The organism is Microcoleus anatoxicus (genome assembly GCF_042465725.1).
GTDB classification, from domain to species: Bacteria; Cyanobacteriota; Cyanobacteriia; order Cyanobacteriales; family Microcoleaceae; genus Microcoleus; species Microcoleus anatoxicus.
Window position 1 is genome coordinate 5963283 of the sequence record NZ_CP120853.1, and the last position, 18773, is coordinate 5982055.

Consider the following 18773-nt stretch of genomic DNA (forward strand, 5'->3'; position numbering starts at 1 on the left):
ATCAGTTAATAGGCTACTTGGGGTACTTTATGATTACTTTTCACCTTTACTCCTCCGACAGCCTTAGCCGGATGTTTTTGAGTTTACCATATTCCCAAAGACATATCTAGGCGATCGCCCGCACTCTCCCAAACCCATCAAAAAGCCCGTGAAACCCAGCTATCCCGTCGGCAATAACCCCGCCTGTCACAAAATCAATCAGGGAAGTGCGATCGTATTCCTAAAGATATAGTTTGACACGCCACTTTATCGAGGCAGAATATCATCTAACCGAAGTTCCAAGCTCTTTAACAGAGGAGAAATAATCTGCTGTCCGAGTCGAAATTGCTGCTGAATATAATCTTGGTCAATCAGTTGACAAACTGTGATAGTAGGTTGTTTAGGTTTACCGATAAAAGCCACGCCACCCAATCCGCGATAATCAACTATCCAATATTCAGGAATTCCTAAAAGAGCATATTCTTCAACTTTTCGGGCGTAATCCGTTTCCCAATTAGTGCTGACGACTTCTACCACTAACTTAATCGATCGCCCCAGGGTAATCACAGGTTCTCTTTCCCAGAGAGGTTCGCTGACAAGGGCAGTTTCATCTAATACGACTATATCGGGACGGCGCGCGGTAGCTGCGTCGGAAAATGGACGGATCAAACAAGTGCGGGGAATGAGCCAGGGTAGTTTTTCGGCTGCGATAACGATGCCGATTTGAGTTGCTAGTTTACCGCCGACGGTTTCGTGGGGGCCTGTGGGTTCCATCTCAACTAATTCTCCGTCAGCGAGCTCGTAGCGGAAGTTGTCACAATAGCGATCGAGGAATGTTTCAAAAGTTAGGAATTTTTCTGTAGTGTAAATCATTAGAAATCAATACTTTTTTGCTTGATTTTAATTACGATAGTTTAGCATTGATGTTAAATAAAACTAGCTCGGAGATCCCCCCTAGCCCCCCTTAATAAGGGGGGGACAAGATTCCGATCGACAGTCAACCCCTACTCCCCTTTTTTCCCCCCTTGGGGGGGGTAGGGGGGGGTGGGGGATTTAGGGGGATCTAGACTTCGATAAAAACGAGAGAGACAGATGGTTTCAGTTTTAATTGAATGTTGAAAACCTTATTCCTTCACCTCAAAAAATCCCAAATCAGTCCCTTTACCTGCATGGACTAAAGCCAACTTTTCGTAACGCCTAGCGTGCTCGATTAATTCCGCGGCTTCTTCCTGAGAAACATCCCGCAATCGCTTCGCAGGTACTCCGGTAACTAGGGTGTAAGGGGGTACATCCTTGGTAACAACAGCCCCTGCACCGACGATCGATCCTGTGCCTACCCTGACTCCATCGAGGACGATCGCCCCAATCCCGATCAAACAACCCCGTTCAATGTAAGCTGAGTGAATCACCGCTCGGTGTCCCACTGTCACAAAATCTTCCAAAACCGTAGGTTTTCCTGGATCGCCGTGTAAAACAGATCCATCTTGGATATTAGTACAAGAGCCGATCGCAATCCGCTCCACATCCCCTCGCACCACCGCCCCGTACCAAATACTCGCCCCAGCACCGACTTCTACCTTACCCATAACCACAGCACCGGCGGCGACAAAAGCAGCTTGGGAGAGATCGGGAATAGGCCAATGGGAAGGAAGTGTAGTCACGGATTCCTTGGGATTGCTAATCGAAAAAATTGGTTAACCTTAACCAATGCTCAATACAAGATATAATACAAGTATTTGGGACTTTTGCAGAGAAAAATTTTTGGGACGCACTACATGATCGAAGTAGCCTTGCAATACCCGATGTTTGGCCCGGAGATTCAGTGTCCCCACTGTCGCCAAACAATTCCGGCTTTAACCCTCACGGATACCTATTTGTGTCCGCGTCACGGGGCTTTTGAGGCCGATCCAAAAACGGGAGATTTAGTTCACCTTCAGTCTGGGCGACACTGGCGCCACTGGGAAAATGAATGGTATCGTCAGCACACTCACCCCGATGGAATTCGGTTTGAAATTCACGAAGCGCTCGATCGACTATATACTCAAGGCTACCGAGCAACTCGCATCATCATTGCCCAACGTTATCGGGAATTAATCAGCACTTATTTAGAGCGCAGCACATCTTGGCGGGGTCAATCGGAATCTGCCATGCCGAAACTTTACGGTTTACCTGTGGATTTTAGCCCCCAATCCCAGGAGGAACCTTGCTGGGAAGTGATTAATTTTGATTTGGAAAAAGAGCCAGGAGTTCCGATTCGATATCCCTATTTTCGATTGTTTGAATAAATGACAAAATCAAATGCACCACGCCTCGATTCGTACTGCTAACATTCACCGGGCGATCGCCTTTTACGAACAGTTGGGATTTACTGTGAGCGATCGCTTTACCACAGGTTACACCCTAGCCTGTTGGATGGAAGGCCTCAACGGACGCATCGAACTGATTCAAATCCCCGAACCCAAACCCGCACCGGATGCTTTTGGAGACGAGCATTATGTTGGATATTATCATCTATCCTTTGATTTAACTGAGGTGACAACTGACTTGCCTACTTGGTTACAGTCTCTCAAACAACGGTTTGAGCAAGCAGCTTCTGAGGAACCAAGCCAGTTTCAGCCGCTGAAAGTTTTATTAGAACCGACTCAACAGGCGATCGGGCAAAATGTTTACGAAGTAGCTTTTATTGCCGATACTGACGGTTTACCTTTAGAGTTTATTTGGCGTCTGAATAACTGATGCAATTCCAGATCGTGCAACACTAGCCTCTTCACTAAAATAAAACCCGCGTCGGCGGGTTTTATCTTAAAGCTAATTGTTAAGTGCCAATTTCATCTACTTCTGAGGAACTAGAACTTCATTAGCAGCAACTGGACGAGCTGAGGAAGCGGTAGTTTTCAAAAGTGCGATCGCCTGGGCGTAACAAGGATCGTCCTTAGTAGCAACCAAAGTCGGTTTGTTAGCTAATTTCAGCTTTTGTGCATCGGTGACTTCGACTTTGACATCGGGAGTAACGCCCTTGTGACTAATATCAGTACCGTTGGGAGTATAGTAGTGAGCGATCGTCACCGCCAATCCCGAACCATCAGACAAAGAATGCACCGATTGTACTAAAGCTTTGCCAAAAGTTTGACCACCCATCACCGTGGCGCGTTTATTGTCCTTGAGAGCACCAGCCAAAATCTCGCTGGCGCTGGCGGAATTGTCGTCTACAAGGACTACCAAAGGCTTGTCAGTGAGGGCAGTCCGATTTGCCTTCATTTCCTGAGAATCACCGGCTCGATCGACTGTACGGACGATAGCCCCGGTATCCATCCACATCCTGGCAATATCAATGCTTACACGTAGCAAACCCCCTGGATTGCCACGCAAATCCAACACAAAAGCATCAACTTTCTGATCCGAGAGCTTTTTAATAGCTGCTTGCATTTGTTCTCCGGCGTGGGAGCTAAACTCTTGCAAACGGATATAACCGACTTTCTTACCTCCTTCATTTTTGAGACTGTAGCGAACTGCCGCTACCTCAATTCTGGCCCTAGTCAGGGTAAGATCAAACTCACTTTTACCAGGCCGAGCAATCCGCAAGGTGACTTTAGTGCCTTCAGCGCCCCGAATTATTTGAGCAGCATCAGAAACAGTCATGCCTGTAGTAGGTTTACCATCAATCACCAAAATGCGATCGCCCGCTTGAATCCCAGCCTTAATGGCCGGGGAATTTTCCATGGGCTCAACCACAGTAATCACCTTAGTTTTCTCGTCCGCTTCCAGCCTCATCCCTACCCCTGTCAGTTCCCCAGAGGTTTGATTAGTCAACGCTTCGTACTGCTTCGGGTCCATGAAGCGGGTGTAGGGGTCGTTTAACTTCTCTAATGCCTTGCGGAGAGAAGTATAGGCTGCTTCGCGAGAAGTATAATTTTGGCCTAGCAAATCTTGGCGGGTAAGTTCCCAGTCAGTCTTGTTAAAACTGCCATCAACATACTCTCGGTTCACAATTTGCCAGGCCTCGTCTAAAACAGCTTTAGGGCTATCTTGAAGCTCAGCACGGACGGATTGACTAATGCCGGGTACAAGCAAAGATATGGAAGCGGTTGTGGCCAGAGCCCCACTGAACAGGGCTGCCTGTAATTTAGAAAAGCGTCTGCGGGCTACATTCATTGAATTTCGCTCAATTCTATTTTAGATTTTTGATGGAAGATTTTCGATTGCTAAAAAATCTCAAATCAGTGTAAATAAACTTTCTTGCGGAGGCTATGGCATCCTTTTAAACAGTTTAACTAGCTTTTTCACCGATCGCCAACCAATCACCAATCTATTTTACTGAATTTTACGCTGACCGACTAATCCTTTAAACTTAATTAATATCCTAAATTTCCAAGTGCCGTGCAAGCTAAAGTCGAACAATTTTCCCAAAAGTGGTTGAGTCTGCTCCTCTGTGGAGTTATTGGTATAGCAGCCGCTTGCGGGGTCATTACCATGCAGTCTCAGGGGCAATTCGGCGGAATTTCTGCTAGGGAAACTGAGGGGGGAAAGCCCTTACCGACCATCTCGGCCGCTACTTTCAAGCAATCCGAACAGCAAGAAGCCCTGCGGCTGAAAATTCTCAAAGCCATCCCCAGTTTTGGATTTGACAATTTAATTGCAGATTGGACATTTCTGAAATTTTTGCAATATTTTGGCGATGACGAAGCCAGAGACATCACAGGTTACAGCCTTAGTCAAGATTATTTTGACATCATCACTAGACGAGACCCCAGGCGAGTGGAAATTTACCCATTTCTGTCAGTTGCTGTTTCTTTTTACCAAGCAAAACCCGAAATTGCCGTCGAGTTAATGGAACGCGGTACTAACGTCCTGTCGCCACAAATTGACCCCCAAGCGTGGACGGTGTGGCGAAATAAAGGACTTGACGAATTGCTGCTGCTGGGTGATATTCCTGAGTCTATTCGATCGCACGAAATGGCTGCTGACTGGGTAGAAAAAACGCCAGAAGGTCAGAAATTAGCACCGATATTTCGTGCTACTGCTGAGTATTTGCGTCGAGACCCCGATAGCATCCAGGTGCGGTTTATGTCTTGGAGTTCAGTTTATGGTCAAACAAAAGACAAATTTGTGCGCCAAAGGGCGAAACAAGCTCTTGTCAAATTGGGAGCTCAGGTGCGAAAGGATAAAAATGGAAAAGAGAGTTTTATTTTACCAGCGAGAAAGTAGTTAAATCTTGGGGATTGACTCTTAAATGTATATGTAATTCTCCCATTTAAAATCTCAAATCAGCTTGAGTTAGTTCCCGCCACTCACCGGGATTGAGGCCTTCTAGACGCAAATGTCCGATCGCACATCTAACCAACCGCAACGTCGGAAACCCTACTGCTGCGGTCATCCTGCGGACTTGTCGATTGCGGCCTTCTGTCAGGGTCATTTCCAGCCATGCTGTGGGTATATGCTTGCGAAATCGAATCGGCGGTTCCCGTGGTGGTAAAAGGGGTTCCGCTGATAATAATTGCACTTTTGCCGATCGAGTCCGATAATCTTGAATAGTGACACCAGTCTGCAAAGTGGCGATCGCACCTGCATCAGGAATCCCTTCCACTTGCACCCAGTAAGTACGGGGATGAGCGAATTTCGGGTCACTGAGTCGGTGCTGCATTTGTCCATCATCCGTTAGCAACAACAAGCCTTCACTATCGCGATCGAGCCTTCCCACCGCATAAACGTCAGGAATCGGAATATAATCTTTCAGAGTTCTGCGTTTAGTTTCTCCTGAGTTGTCAGTGAATTGAGTTAAAACATCGTAAGGTTTGTAAAAGAGAATATAACGATAAGGCATGACAAATTAAAAAATAAAAATGTACGGTCAACTGTCAACGGTCAACTGTCAACTGTCAACGGTCAACTGTCAACTGTCAACTGTCAACGGTCAACTGTCAACTGTCAACTGTCAACGGTCAACTGTCAACGGTCAACGGTCAACTGTCAACTGTCAACTGTCAACTGTCAACTGTCAACTGTCAACTGTCAACTGTCAACTGTCAATTGCTATACCATGCCCGAATCCACACACCGAGTTTGCATCGTCCTAGGAACCCGCCCAGAAGCAATTAAACTAGCCCCAGTAATTCAACAATTCAAAAATTCCCCATCCTTTGACACCCAAGTAATATTAACAGGCCAACATCGAGAAATGGTCGAGCAAGTCATGGGACTGTTCCATCTAAAAGCCGATCGAGATTTAGCAATAATGCAACACCAGCAAACCTTGACAGACATTACTTGCCGCAGTCTGCAAGGTTTAGAAGATTTGTTCAAAGAACTACAACCAAAAATTGTCCTAGTACAAGGAGACACCACCACAGCTTTTGCCGCTGCTTTAGCTGCATTTTACCAAAAAATACCTCTAGGTCACGTAGAAGCCGGATTACGAACAGACGACCTGTTCAATCCTTACCCAGAAGAGGCTAACCGCCGGTTGATATCTCAGCTCACACGGCTGCATTTTGCCCCAACAGCCCTGGCTGCGGAAAATTTGGTGCGATCGGGCGTTTTGGGACAAATTCACCGTACAGGCAACACAGTGATTGATGCTTTGCTGGGAGTAGCCAAACGCGAACCAGAATGTAATATTCCCAACTTAGAATGGAGCAAATATCGCACTATTTTAGCCACAGTTCACCGCCGCGAAAATTGGGGAGAACCATTACAAGGAATTGCCAAGGCATTTCTCAAAATTTTAGCGCAATTCCCAGACACAGCCTTGTTATTACCACTGCACAAAAATCCCACAGTTAGAGAACCTTTACAAGCTATTTTGGGCAACCATCCCAGAGTCTTTTTAACTGAACCTTTAGATTACGCAGAATTAGTAGGAGCGATTCAAAGAGCCTATTTAATCCTCACAGATTCTGGCGGCTTACAAGAAGAAGCACCCAGTTTAGGGAAGCCTGTTTTAGTATTAAGAGAAACCACAGAAAGACCAGAAGCAATTGCCGCCGGCACTGCTAAACTCGTCGGTACAGATGCCGATTTAATAGCAGACTCCGCCGCCGAATTACTGAGCAATGCCGATGCTTACAACGCAATGGCAATGGCAATCAATCCTTTTGGAGACGGTTTGGCCGCGGCACGGATTTTGAAAATTGTTAAGGAGTATTTGAGTTAGAGCAACCGCCAAGCCTGTTAAGGTGCTTTGTCAACTTTCAACTATCACGTCAAATTCTATCAAATCCTTTCTTCATCTGAATAATTCAGATCTCTATTCTCTCCCTCTGTGTCCTCTGTGTTCTCTGCGGTTAAATCATTCCGATGTGCTATGGAAACCGAGTTGAAATCCCAGCCGCCATCATTCCTGTATTTTAAGGAGTAGGAACTTGGGGCTGAAAGTTGCGAGTACCTTTATAGCCGGATAAGATAGCAAGTTTTTCCAATGATTGCATTCCTGTATAATATTTACCCCCAATTTCCCAGGTGGGATAAGCTTTAATATTGGCGGCTTTGCATAAATCTGGCTGAGCATCTTTTCCTCTGGGATCGCACTCAATGTAAGTAATTGCAGTCAATGCTTCTTTGCCAAAAAGTTCTTGTTGTTTGTGACAATAAGGACACCAGTAAGCACCGTACATTCTGGCTCTAATGGTCTGCAAATGGGTTGCTAAAGCTACTTGATCCGGCAGGGATTCGCTACTAATAGGGGGTGCTGTCTGTGGGATTACTGGTAATGTGGCAGGGGGAGGAGGTGGGGGAGTTTGTGCTAACTTTTGAGTGGATTTGTTGCGGAAACTGAACTGTGCGATTCCTCCCTCTGCTTGGGCTGTGACTAAAATCCCGAAAGTGAGGATGGCACCGATCGCACATAAGTTGATTTTGCTGAGTCTCATTTTGGATTTCCTGTTGAATTTGCTAGGATTTTACCAGTTTGGGCGATCGCCTCTACAACATTCTCTACCACAAAAATTTTAGCTGTGGCTAGTTTTTTAAAGAAAACTTTACTTTCAGCGCTGTCATTTAACAAGATAAAAGGCTACATATCTCATTCTTGAAACAGCGATCGCCCATCCATCCCACATAGCCAAAGCAAATTAAGCAGCAGCCCTAGGGCTACTGCTTTCTGTCGTCTATATCTATAGGATATAGGCGCGAATGCGAATCCCCTAAAAAAATGCGATGCACCCCGCTTTTGTACCTCATAACAGCAGGAACCGCTGTATGTTTCTGCTATAGCAACTGCCTTGAATGTTAAGGCGACTGCTATACTATAGCAGTCCTTGCAGGAGTCGTAAAGTTTTTTACCCCACCCCAACCCTCCCCTTATGAAGGGGAGGGAGTAAGAAATTCACAAATGATTTAGGATTGCTATAGCAGACAATTCAATTGGCGGCGACTTAAAATAAAATTTATATTCAATCACAATTCAGCTAGCACTTGTGGGTATTTTTCAGCAATTTTTACCGCTATTTTTTTGATTTTGGAAAATCCTGTACGCCTCCAAAAAGAGTGAATAGTTTGTTCATTGATATTCAACTGGCGGGCGATGGTTGCCATTTTGGCTGGCGATTCATCCAAAAGTAATTTTTGAGCAATTATTTGGCAGTTGCAGTCGGGACGGTTGCGAGGATGACAGTTGCGAAGTTCCTGTTGTGGATCTCCATTGAAATAATTGGCTATATCCCGTACTAAAGCTTGTTTTTCTTCTCTGTCAATCCGTTCTATTTCCAAGTCCAAAGCATCCAAACATCCATAAAATCCACTTGTTTCTAAAGCCTCTAAAGGAAGTGTGTTTTGATTTTTGCTATTTTTGGAAGTATATAAATCTTGAATTCGATACCTGAGATGACCGTTAACCCAAGTGACGAGACTGGCTTGAATCGGAGAGCGTTGGGGATTAAATTCGTGAAGGTGCTTGTTTAACCATAGCCAAGTTTTATTCTGGGCTTGTAAATAATAGGGATGAGAAACTTTTGACAATTTTGGTGATATTTGCAGTTTCCGAAATAATCGATCGACTAATTTTCGACGCTGGATAATATCCACTGATTCCGAGCAAATTGCTAAAATTAGTTCACATAATAATTCGTCTTGGGGAGTGCGATCGGAATATCTTTCCAGTTTCAACCTCAATTCATTTATGCGCTCCATAATCACCCTTTTAATAAATGTACCCGATGTAACACCGTGCAAACTTTGGGTTAGGTTGGTAGAGATGAAAAATGATTAAACTCACTCAAGGGCTTTAGGTACAATTCGGACAGATCGCCTAAACCTAGTTTGGTACAGTTGTTACTTCTACACATTTTCCAAGAGTGGCATCCTCAAAACAAGGCTAAAATTCACACACAAAGTTCACAATTTTTATGAAGAAATCACAAAAATCACAAAACTCACAAAAATCATCTTATAATTACAAAAAAAATAGATTAACTGGGGAAAGCAATGGAAGTGGAACAAATGTTGAAGGTCTTAGATGCCTGGGTTTTGGAAAAGAAGGGCCGATCGCTGGATTGGGCGGAAAAAGAGATAATTCGACTAAGCTGGCTGGAGGTAGATTATGCGGATATGAACATTTATGGCTACAAACCTAGCTATATCGAGAGAAGGCTAGCACAAGGTTTGTGGGCTCTAGTATCTGAGGTGATTGGGGAAGGAACAAAAGTTACTAAAAAAAGATTCAGGCTGGCGATGGAAGCAGCAATCAAAAAGCGCTCGCAGCCTGTGGTCCCACCAATAGAAGTGACTTTTATTGGGGAGGCGAGGGATGCTAACAATCGAGGGTTGAAATTAAAAGAAGCTGGGCAATTAATTGAAGCGAGAAAACACTTCGATCTAGCTATTAAAATTAATCCAGATAATGCAGCAACTTATTACAATCAGGCCTTGATGTATGAAGAAGCGGGAATAGTCGATCGCGCTATTCAACTATATCAGGAGGCGGCATTCCTAGGATTTGCTGCGGCTTACTGCAAGTTGGGCCGCTTGTATATCATTGAATATAAAGATTTGCGGAAATCCGTTGAAAAAATTGGGCTAGGTTTAAAACTGGTGGAAACTGAGAAAGTTCAGCATGACAAAATAGTCAAAGCAGGGTTGTTAACTTATCTTGCTTGGGCTTGGAAGGAACAAGGATGCTATGAAGAAGCTTTGGACAATTTGCAACAGGCTATGAAACTAGAGAGCGATCGGGGTTTAACTTATGGCATTATGGCGGAAGTGTACGAAAATCTGGGGAACCATGCAGAAGTTGCGACAGCTTGGAAAAAATGCCTGGAATATGCTAAGTGCGATCGACCCGATGAAGATTTTTACATTGGTAAGGCTCGTCAGCGTCTGAAGCAAATAAATGGTTGTAATTAAAGGTAAAGTGCGATCGCAGCGCGATCGCACTCTGACTAAAGAAACCGGGTTTTTGACTAAATTTGCGGGCGGCAAACTGTGTATTTTCTTAGGAAAACCCGGTTTCTGATACCCCATGAGTCCCAGAGTAATTAATCAAGGACATTTGTAGAGGTTGCCATCTCGATCGATACAAATTTCGGGTATCATGTGATTGGTGGCTGACTCAAGGGCGATGCGGGCGATGGAAGCACCTGAAACTGCCGCTAGTACCAGACTTATGTTGGCGAATGCGATCGAGCAGATGAGGAGGGGTGAAATCAATACTTTGCAATTCATACTCTTGTCTCCAAGTCAACTAGATTTACGATCGCTAGATTAGGGAGGCATGAATATTACTCGCGATATGACGAGATATGACAGGAGTCATACTTTTTGGAAATTTCCACTTATTTTTTTTACAGACTCGCTGACATGAACAGAAAAGAATTGGAAGAATTAGCAGAAAAAAACTGGCATCTAGAAGACCTATACAAAGCTTTGGGTCAAGCAAAACAAAATTACAAGCAAATAGAAAAAGCCCAAAGCATTACTCCCAACGATAAAGACAATCTACACGGCATACTTGCTCGCAAAAAATCCTCAGAAATTGCAATTATTTATAATAAAAGTTACGGTCAAACCAAAAATGAGTTATCCGATCGTCTTTATAAATATCTGAGAAATCTTCTCAAATACGAGCAGTCTGTGGATATTGAATTAATCGATATTCCTAATCAATTAGCAGAACGAGGATTCAAAAGGGACTCTTCTCAAGGGCGTAGAGAAACCGAAAAGGTTTGGTGGCGGATTACGATCGAACTTGACAATCCAGACAATTTCCAATTACAAGCAATTGTAAACCGCCTCGGATCAGTTATCGAAAAACCTTTGATAGTACAGAAAATAGAATCAGGCAGTACATTGCTGGCTTTTGAAAGCGATCGCTCGGAATACGATCGCATAGAAGAACTGTACAGATCGGGTCGCCTAGACGAATTATTAAAAGTGAGCGTTAGTGATTTAAGGCAAATTACGCAGGATTCGGTGCTAATTTATGTGAGACAAATGTATGAAAATCTCTTTGGTGAAGGCTATCAACCAGTAGCCTTGATATTGACTCGCAGTCAACGAAACCGATCGCGATCGCCCAACCCAGAAAAATTAGAATCTGTAGAAAGAGCAAAACGGATTAATTTGGGTGCAAATCAATCCGTTAATTTGACGGTTGAACTGACACCACAAGACGAAGAAATTGACACTAAAATATGGATCGAGCCATCAGGCGATGCAGTTTACCTGCCAGTTGGTTTACAAATAACCGTGTTAGATGAATTGGGCAATCCGATTCCTCAATTGCACAAACAAACTGGCAGTACAGATAACGCTGTTTTACTCACCTTTAGCCTGGAGCCTGGAGAACGATTTAGTGTTAAACTCCTTCTGGGAGATGCTAGCGTCACAGAAACATTTTAATATAGGACTTACTCAAAAAAACCCGGTTTCTCTGAAAAATCGTGGATATATCCGAGAGATATTGAGACAGAAACCGGGTTTTTGGCCCCGCGTGTGTCCAAAACTGTAATAATTAAAAATCCCCGCGCCACCTATGAAAAAACAAGTCATCCTCACCATCATGGAAGGAAGCTTTCAGCAAGGATTTCCGGTTAACCTGGAAATTCGAGAAGATTTAACGCCATTTAGCTTAATCTGGGGAGATGTTGGCAGACTCCCAGCCCTAGGTGATATTGAAATTATTGATTCCTTGAGGGAGTGGCAGTCAAATTTTCAAAGGAATAATGACGACAGCATACCGCGCATCAAAGTAAAAGGGGAAGGAGCGAAAGTATTTAACAATATTGCCGCACAAAATCTGGCATCCAACATCAATCAATGGCTCAATTCCAACGAAAAATCATGGAGAAAAATACTCGATGGATTGCAGCAGCACTTGCAGCCAAACGATGAGATTCGAGTTATTTTGCAAACAGACGATGCTAACTTGCGGAGACTACCTTGGCCGGCCTGGAATTTATTTTCTGAAACTTATCATAATTCCGAAATTTCTCTGAGTACCTTAACCGTTAAACCGCCAAGCTTTAAACCATCTGAATGTCGGAAATCAGCGGTGAGAATTTTAGCCGTATTTGGCAATAATGACGGGATTAATATTGGCTTTGACCGTCAAGTATTGAATACTTTAGCTGAACGTGGTGCTGAAATTACACCTTTAAACAAGCCCAAAAAAGCCGAATTGTTGGAGTGTTTGCGGGATGAAAAGGGATGGCACATTTTCTTTTTTGCAGGTCACAGTTCAACCCTGCCAGACGGTCAAATTGGTGAATTTGAGATCGGCGATTCTGAGAGTATCAGTATTGATGACTTAAAAAATGCCATGAAAATTGCGATCGCCAAAGGGTTGCAGTTAGCAATTTTCAACTCCTGCGACGGCTTGGGGATAGCCAACCAGCTAGCCAAATTGTACTTACCCCAAAGTATTGTCATGCGGGAAGTAGTAGCAGACGAAGCCGCACAAAAATTTTTACAGGACTTTCTCACCGCATTTGCCAATAACCAATCTTTGTACACATCAGTACGGGAAGCGAGGCGAAAGTTGGAAGATGCTAAAAATAAAGAATTGCCTGGTATTAGCTGGCTACCAGTAATTTGTCAAAATCCCGCTGTGGAACCGCTAATGTGGAAACAGTTGCTCAATTGGAAATGCCTGCACACTCTCACAGATCATTCAGATGTTGTTAAATCAGTTGCGATTAGTTCAAAGGAAAACATCATTGCTAGCAGCAGTTTAGACAAAACCATCAAACTTTGGAACCTGTGTACAGGAGAATTACTCCACACCTTCACCGGACATAGCAGTGCCGTAATTGCGGTTGCTTTCAGCCCCGATGGAAAAACTCTTGCCAGTGCCAGCAATCACGAGTTATTTGACGGCAGCATCAAGTTGTGGGATGTGGCAAATAAGACATTTAAACAAAGTCTGGGAAATGCCTTGGTAGCCCTGCGGACAAGCTGTTTAGCTTTCAGTCCCGATGAACAAACCATCGCTAACGGTCACATTGGTACTACACTTATTGGCGCTACAATTGATATTTGGAATCTCAAAAAAAGTAAAATTGAAAAAACTCTCTGGGGACACGTTTGGGAAGTTAATTCCCTAGCCTTTAGCCAAGATGGACGTATTTTAGTTAGTGGTGGTTTAGATGGTGCTGTTAAAATCTGGAATTGCTACAAAGAAGAGTTGCTGCACACTCTCAATCGCCCAGTAGACTTTTTCGGTGCCTTAGCTTCCTGGTTCGATTCTTCTGTTGGGATAATTTGGTGTGTTGCGATTAGCCCGGATGGTAAAACAGTCGCAGCTAGCGGTTCCCAACAGCCAGTTCAACTGTGGAATAGTGAAAATGGGAGACTGCTGCGTACCTTCACAGAACACTCAGATAGTGTTTATACTCTTGCCTTTAGCCCCGATGGTGAAACTCTCGCCAGCGGGGGTGGCGACAACAGGATTCGGATTTGGAATTTTCACACAGGAGAGTTGTTGGAAACTCTGGAACATCTCGGCCCAGTCCAGTCTGTTGTTTTCAGTTGTGATGGCAAAACTTTGGTCAGTGGGAGTGCGGATACTACTGTCAAAATTTGGCGAGTTCCTGTTTAAGTAAGGAATTACCTACTCCAACCAAGAAACCGGGTTTTTACCGCATCAGTCGTCTATAATCTAGTATTTTCGTAAAAAACCCGGTTTCTGGTCCATAGGCGATTTCTAACCGCAAGTCAGCTAAAAAATCTCCCCAACAATCATCCCCGCCAATATTACAAACCCAACCCAAACATTTTGGCGAAAAATCTGACCATAAACAGGTCTAGGAAGATCCGCATTTCGTAGTTGACTGTACTGCAAAAACCACAAAATTGCCGCCCCCAAAACAGCCAACCAAAAACCAATATGCAACTGTAAATTAATCCCCATAGCCACTAATAAACCCACTGTAGCTAAAAAGAAAAAACCCACAGCATTAGCGGCATTATTCCCAAAAAATAGCGCACTGGAATTCACACCTAAACGCAAATCATCTTCCCGATCGCTCATGGCATAAACAGTATCAAATCCCAAGGTCCATAGCACCACAGCACCCCACAGCAACCAAGTAGCTAATTCTAGTTTCCCAACCGTCGCACTCCAACTAATTAAAACGGCAAATCCCCAGGCTATTGATAATACTAATTGCGGGACTGGAAAGAATCTTTTTGCTAGGGGATAGCAGATAATTACTGGTACGGCGGCGACGCACAACCAGAAACTTAAGGGATTTAGATAAAAGGCGAGAATGGCGGCGCACGCAAAGGAAATTAAGGCAACTCCAATCCCAGTTTGCACTTTCAGGGCGCGGGATGCTAGGGGGCGCGATCGCGTTCTTTCTACTTCGGGGTCAATATCGCGATCCCACAAGTCGTTGATGACGCATCCCGCCGCACTCGTGGCTAAGGTGCCCAACACAATCACACCCACCAATGCTGCGGGCGGTGTACCGTGGGCGGCCAAAAAAACGGCCCACAGGGCGGGAATCATTAAAATTAGCCTTCCTGCTGGCTTATCCCATCTCAAAAGCCGGATGATAGTAAGTAGTGTAGATTCACGTTGGCGATCGGACTCGGTAAGCATTTCAATTTTAGATTTTAGATTTTTAATATTATATGATGCTTAACTGGATTCGTGAAATAATCATAAATATCTGTCAACTCTGATACACTCTAATGGTTAATTCACTTGCTTCTGCGGAGTCAAATCGCATTATTGCTGCTATTGATATGGGTACTAACTCCTTTCATATGGTGGTGGCGCGCATCGATGCGAAATTGCCGGCTTTTACGATTATTGCTAGAGAAAAAGATACGGTGCGCTTGGGTGATTGTGAAACAAAAACAGGGTGTTTGAAGTCTGAGGTGATGGAAAGGGCGATCGCCACTTTGCGCCGTTTTCAAGGTATTGCCAAAACCTTCAATGCCGAACAAGTAATCGCTGTGGCTACCAGTGCGGTTCGAGAAGCCCCTAATGGTCGAGATTTTCTCAAACAAGTTGCGGACGAATTAGACCTTTATGTTAGCCTAATTTCCGGTCAGGAAGAAGCGCGGAGAATTTATCTTGGCGTACTTTCGGGAATGGAATTTAACAATCAATCCCAGGTAATTATTGACATAGGGGGCGGTTCTACTGAATTAATTTTAGGAGACAGTGCAGAACCTCGGTGTCTCACCAGTACCAAAATTGGTGCGGTTCGCCTCACTGGAGAATTTGTCACAACTGACCCGATTAGCAGGGAAGAGTTTGCCTATTTGCAAGCTTATATTCGGATTGCGCTGGAAAGACCGATCGACGAATTGCGCGCTCAATTTAATGGTGATGAAAATCTCCGTTTAATTGGTACTGCTGGCACTATCGAAACTTTAGCTGCCATTAACGCTCGCGAAAAATTGGGAACCGTACCAAGTCCCCTGGCTGGCTATCAATTAAGTTTAAAGGATTTGCGGGATTTAGTCAATCGTTTCCGCAAACTTTCCTATGCCGAAAGGTTGGCAATTCCGGGAATGTCGGACAAGCGGGCAGAAATTATTCTGGCTGGTGCTTTGATTTTGCAGGAAGCCATGACGCTATTAGGAATGGAATTTCTCACGGTTTGCGATCGCTCTTTGAGAGAAGGGGTAATAGTTGACTGGATGCTGTCTCACGGTTTGATAGAAAACCGCTTGCGTTATCAAGGTTCAATCCGCCAGCGCAGCATTTTACACATGGCCCAAAAATATCAAGTTAATTTAGAGTATAGCGAAAGAACCGCAGCATTTACTCTCAATTTGTTCGACCAAACCCAAGGAATTCTGCATAATTGGGGAACCGAAGAACGGGAATTGTTGTGGGCGGCAGCAATTTTACACAACTGCGGTTTGTATGTCAGCCATTCGGCTCACCACAAGCATTCTTATTATTTAATTCGGAATGGGGAGTTGTTGGGTTACACTGAAACAGAGATTGAAATTATTGCTAATTTAGCCCGCTATCACCGCAAAAGTTCTCCGAAAAAGAAGCATGAAAATTTTATGATTCTACCCAGAAAATATCGGGTATTAGTTGGCAACTTACATCCATTTTTGCGGTTAGCTGTGGCTTTGGATAGGAGACAAGTTGGATCGGTTGCTAAGTTTAAATGCGAGGTAAGACCGGAAGTTAGAGAGTTTCATTTACAACTAACACCGAAAAATAATGATGATGATTGCGCTCTTGAACTGTGGAGTTTAGATTACAAAAAACCTGCTTTTGAAGATGAGTATAATCTGAAATTAGTCGCAACTTTAGATCCGAATCTAAAAATTACAATTTAGGATGCTTCGACTACGCTCAGCAACCGTTCCCTGAGCGAAGTCGAAGGGCAAAAACTATGTAACTGAAGATGCTTCGACTACGCTCAGCAACCGTTCCCTGAGCGAAGTCGAAGGGCAAAAACTATGTAACTGAAGATGCTTCGACTACGCTCAGCAACCGTTCCCTGAGCGAAGTCGAAGGGCAAAAACTATGTAACTGAAGATGCTTCGACTACGCTCAGCAACCGTTCCCTGAGCGAAGTCGAAGGGCAAAAACTATGTAACTGAAGATGCTTCGACTACGCTCAGCAACCGTTCCCTGAGCGAAGTCGAAGGGCAAAAACTATGTAACTGAAGATGCTTCGACTACGCTCAGCAACCGTTCCCTGAGCGAAGTCGAAGGGCAAAAACCATGTAACTGAAGATGCTTCGACTACGCTCAGCAACCCGTTCCCTGACTACGCTCAGCAACCTGCTCCCTTGTAATTGACCGATCGCGAATTTCAGCATAAAATACAACAATGTCAAATCCCTTACTTTCCCTCAACTACGAACCCGCCATCGAATCCCTCGGTGGCGACTATTTTGATGAAGTCCCGGCGGCCGATTTTCCCCAGCACATCCTCCGCTTTCGCAATGACCAATTATTGCCGAAATTGGGTTTAGATCCAGCACAAGTAACCGACGAACATTTCACCCAAGCATTCGGCGAATTTCACTGCGTCCGTCCCTTCCTCGCACTCCGCTACCACGGCTATCAATTTAACGAATACAATCCCAATTTAGGCGATGGTAGAGGCTTTTTGTACGGTCAAGTTCGCGGTACTGATGGCAGACTTTATGACTTTGGTACAAAAGGTTCTGGCCGCACACCTTATTCCCGGTCTGCTGATGGTAGACTTACTCTCAAAGGGGGAGTTAGGGAAGTTTTAGCGGCAGAAACTTTGCATAGGTTAGGAGTGCGGACATCTCGCTGTTTTAGTTTAGTTGAAACCGGGGAATCTTTGTGGCGTGGGGACGAACCTTCTCCCACGCGCTCGTCTGTCATGATACGTTTTAGTCATTCTCACATCCGGTTCGGTACTTTTGAAAGATTGCATTACATCCGTCGCCCGGATTTAATTACAAAACTTTTAGATTTTGTGATTGAATATTACTATCCTGAATTGCATTTGGCAGCCAGCACTGAGGGTCTTGCTCCAGGGGAAAAGTATGCACTGTTCTATGCTGAATTAGTCAAGAAGGTAGCCGAATTAGTTGCTCAGTGGATGGCGGCGGGATTTTGTCATGCTGTGCTCAATACTGATAATATGTCGATTACTGGAGAAAGTTTTGACTATGGACCTTTTGCTTTTATCCCGACTTATAATCCTAAGTTTACCGCGGCTTATTTTGACTATTATGGTCTTTATTGTTACGGGAATCAACCGTTTATTTGCCAGGGGAATTTAGAGAAACTTCAGAAACCGCTAGTTTGTGCGATCGCTCAAACCGATCTGGATGCTGCTTTGGCAAAGTTTGGCGATTATTATAATGTAGCTTATCGACAGTTGATGCTGAATAAATTGGGATTTGAGCAGTTATCGGAGGCTGATGGTGATGAGTTGTTGCAACTGACAATTAAATTGCTGGCGGAGTCTCAAGTCGATTATCAAGGTTTCTTTTTTGAGTTGCGAAAACAGTTCGCTCCCACTTGGCGAGATGATGCGAGTCAAATTTTTAGTGAAGCGGAACCGACGGATTTAATAGCACATTGGCGGCAGTTTTATTGTCACGTTTTGCAAACTTTGTCCTCCGACGATCTGGATCGAATGGCCGAAAGGTTACGCAGGTGCAATCCCGAACAATCGCTATTGAGACCGACGATTGAGGCGGTTTGGGAGCAAATAGCTATTGAGGATAATTGGCAACCTTTTTATGAGTTGGTTAAGCGAATTCAAGACTCGTAAAGGGAATTGGGCGTTGTTGACGGTTGATCTCAATTCCGGTTGTATCGGAATGATTTAACCGCGAAGGCGCGAAGTACGCGAAGGAAGAGAAGAGAGAGTTTAATACAGGACGATGAAGAGAGG

At 44.3% G+C, this 18773-nt stretch carries 19 protein-coding genes; 10 read left to right on the top strand and 9 right to left on the bottom strand.

The features are described from left to right. Window positions 1–246: 246 nt before the first annotated feature. Window positions 247–852: a Uma2 family endonuclease gene (locus P2A85_RS25960; protein WP_377476203.1), complete on the bottom strand. Its 606-nt coding sequence runs from the start codon at window positions 850–852 to the stop codon at window positions 247–249. Window positions 853–1103: 251 nt separating this feature from the next. Continuing rightward, the gene (locus P2A85_RS25965; protein ID WP_377476204.1) at window positions 1104–1640 is read right to left on the bottom strand and encodes a gamma carbonic anhydrase family protein; all 537 of its coding nucleotides are present in this window, start codon (window positions 1638–1640) and stop codon (window positions 1104–1106) included. Window positions 1641–1754: 114 nt separating this feature from the next. On the opposite strand from P2A85_RS25965, the gene P2A85_RS25970 reads away from it, so the two are divergent. Together P2A85_RS25970 and P2A85_RS25975 are read left to right on the top strand one after the other, a co-directional pair. Beyond that, the gene (locus P2A85_RS25970; RefSeq protein WP_377481730.1) at window positions 1755–2264 is read left to right on the top strand and encodes a TIGR02652 family protein; all 510 of its coding nucleotides are present in this window, start codon (window positions 1755–1757) and stop codon (window positions 2262–2264) included. Between the two features lie 13 nt (window positions 2265–2277). Continuing rightward, window positions 2278–2715 (top strand): VOC family protein, encoded by a 438-nt coding sequence (locus tag P2A85_RS25975; RefSeq protein WP_377476205.1) that lies wholly within the window; start codon window positions 2278–2280, stop codon window positions 2713–2715. A 96-nt stretch (window positions 2716–2811) separates the two neighbouring features. Here the strand turns inward: P2A85_RS25975 and ctpB are convergent, their stop codons facing one another. Further along, the gene (gene ctpB, locus P2A85_RS25980) at window positions 2812–4131 is read right to left on the bottom strand and encodes a carboxyl-terminal processing protease CtpB (protein WP_377476206.1); all 1320 of its coding nucleotides are present in this window, start codon (window positions 4129–4131) and stop codon (window positions 2812–2814) included. A 225-nt stretch (window positions 4132–4356) separates the two neighbouring features. On the opposite strand from ctpB, the gene P2A85_RS25985 reads away from it, so the two are divergent. Beyond that, window positions 4357–5184, top strand: a complete 828-nt coding sequence (locus tag P2A85_RS25985; RefSeq protein ID WP_377476207.1) for a hypothetical protein — start codon at window positions 4357–4359, stop codon at window positions 5182–5184. A gap of 46 nt (window positions 5185–5230) precedes the next feature. Here the strand turns inward: P2A85_RS25985 and P2A85_RS25990 are convergent, their stop codons facing one another. Next, window positions 5231–5800 (bottom strand): pseudouridine synthase, encoded by a 570-nt coding sequence (locus P2A85_RS25990; RefSeq protein WP_377476209.1) that lies wholly within the window; start codon window positions 5798–5800, stop codon window positions 5231–5233. Between the two features lie 216 nt (window positions 5801–6016). Between P2A85_RS25990 and wecB the strand changes: the two genes are divergently transcribed. After that, on the top strand, window positions 6017–7129 hold the full coding sequence (gene wecB, locus P2A85_RS25995; RefSeq protein ID WP_377476210.1) for a non-hydrolyzing UDP-N-acetylglucosamine 2-epimerase: 1113 nt from the start codon (window positions 6017–6019) through the stop codon (window positions 7127–7129). Between the two features lie 193 nt (window positions 7130–7322). Here the strand turns inward: wecB and P2A85_RS26000 are convergent, their stop codons facing one another. From P2A85_RS26000 to P2A85_RS26010, 3 genes are all read right to left on the bottom strand, one after another. Next, the gene (locus P2A85_RS26000; protein ID WP_377476212.1) at window positions 7323–7844 is read right to left on the bottom strand and encodes a hypothetical protein; all 522 of its coding nucleotides are present in this window, start codon (window positions 7842–7844) and stop codon (window positions 7323–7325) included. Next, window positions 7841–7978: a hypothetical protein gene (locus tag P2A85_RS26005; protein ID WP_377476213.1), complete on the bottom strand. Its 138-nt coding sequence runs from the start codon at window positions 7976–7978 to the stop codon at window positions 7841–7843. The genes P2A85_RS26000 and P2A85_RS26005 overlap by 4 nt, the downstream gene beginning before the upstream one ends. 392 nt (window positions 7979–8370) lie before the next feature. Then, entirely contained in the window at window positions 8371–9102 is a 732-nt protein-coding gene (locus P2A85_RS26010) for a hypothetical protein (RefSeq protein WP_377476215.1), read from the bottom strand. A 309-nt stretch (window positions 9103–9411) separates the two neighbouring features. Here P2A85_RS26010 and P2A85_RS26015 point away from each other — a divergent pair, with 309 nt between their 5' ends. Together P2A85_RS26015 and P2A85_RS26020 are read left to right on the top strand one after the other, a co-directional pair. Further along, window positions 9412–10314: a tetratricopeptide repeat protein gene (locus P2A85_RS26015; RefSeq protein ID WP_377476216.1), complete on the top strand. Its 903-nt coding sequence runs from the start codon at window positions 9412–9414 to the stop codon at window positions 10312–10314. After that, window positions 10301–10423 (top strand): hypothetical protein, encoded by a 123-nt coding sequence (locus P2A85_RS26020; protein ID WP_377476217.1) that lies wholly within the window; start codon window positions 10301–10303, stop codon window positions 10421–10423. The genes P2A85_RS26015 and P2A85_RS26020 overlap by 14 nt, the downstream gene beginning before the upstream one ends. 26 nt (window positions 10424–10449) lie before the next feature. Here P2A85_RS26020 and P2A85_RS26025 read toward each other — a convergent pair whose 3' ends face one another. Continuing rightward, window positions 10450–10632, bottom strand: a complete 183-nt coding sequence (locus tag P2A85_RS26025) for a hypothetical protein (RefSeq protein ID WP_377476218.1) — start codon at window positions 10630–10632, stop codon at window positions 10450–10452. A 135-nt stretch (window positions 10633–10767) separates the two neighbouring features. Here P2A85_RS26025 and P2A85_RS26030 point away from each other — a divergent pair, with 135 nt between their 5' ends. Continuing rightward, window positions 10768–11808 (top strand): DUF1822 family protein, encoded by a 1041-nt coding sequence (locus tag P2A85_RS26030; protein ID WP_377476219.1) that lies wholly within the window; start codon window positions 10768–10770, stop codon window positions 11806–11808. A 133-nt stretch (window positions 11809–11941) separates the two neighbouring features. Next, complete coding sequence (locus tag P2A85_RS26035) at window positions 11942–14005, top strand: CHAT domain-containing protein (protein ID WP_377476220.1); 2064 nt, start codon at window positions 11942–11944, stop codon at window positions 14003–14005. 120 nt (window positions 14006–14125) lie between these two features. Here the strand turns inward: P2A85_RS26035 and P2A85_RS26040 are convergent, their stop codons facing one another. Beyond that, complete coding sequence (locus P2A85_RS26040) at window positions 14126–15010, bottom strand: 4-hydroxybenzoate solanesyltransferase (RefSeq protein ID WP_377476221.1); 885 nt, start codon at window positions 15008–15010, stop codon at window positions 14126–14128. 92 nt (window positions 15011–15102) lie between these two features. Here P2A85_RS26040 and P2A85_RS26045 point away from each other — a divergent pair, with 92 nt between their 5' ends. Further along, window positions 15103–16722 carry an HD domain-containing protein gene (locus P2A85_RS26045; protein ID WP_377476222.1) on the top strand — a complete coding sequence of 540 codons (1620 nt, stop codon included), beginning with the start codon at window positions 15103–15105 and terminating at the stop codon, window positions 16720–16722. Between the two features lie 500 nt (window positions 16723–17222). Then, window positions 17223–18650, top strand: a complete 1428-nt coding sequence (locus P2A85_RS26050; RefSeq protein ID WP_377476224.1) for a YdiU family protein — start codon at window positions 17223–17225, stop codon at window positions 18648–18650. The last annotated feature ends 123 nt before the right edge of the window (window positions 18651–18773 follow it).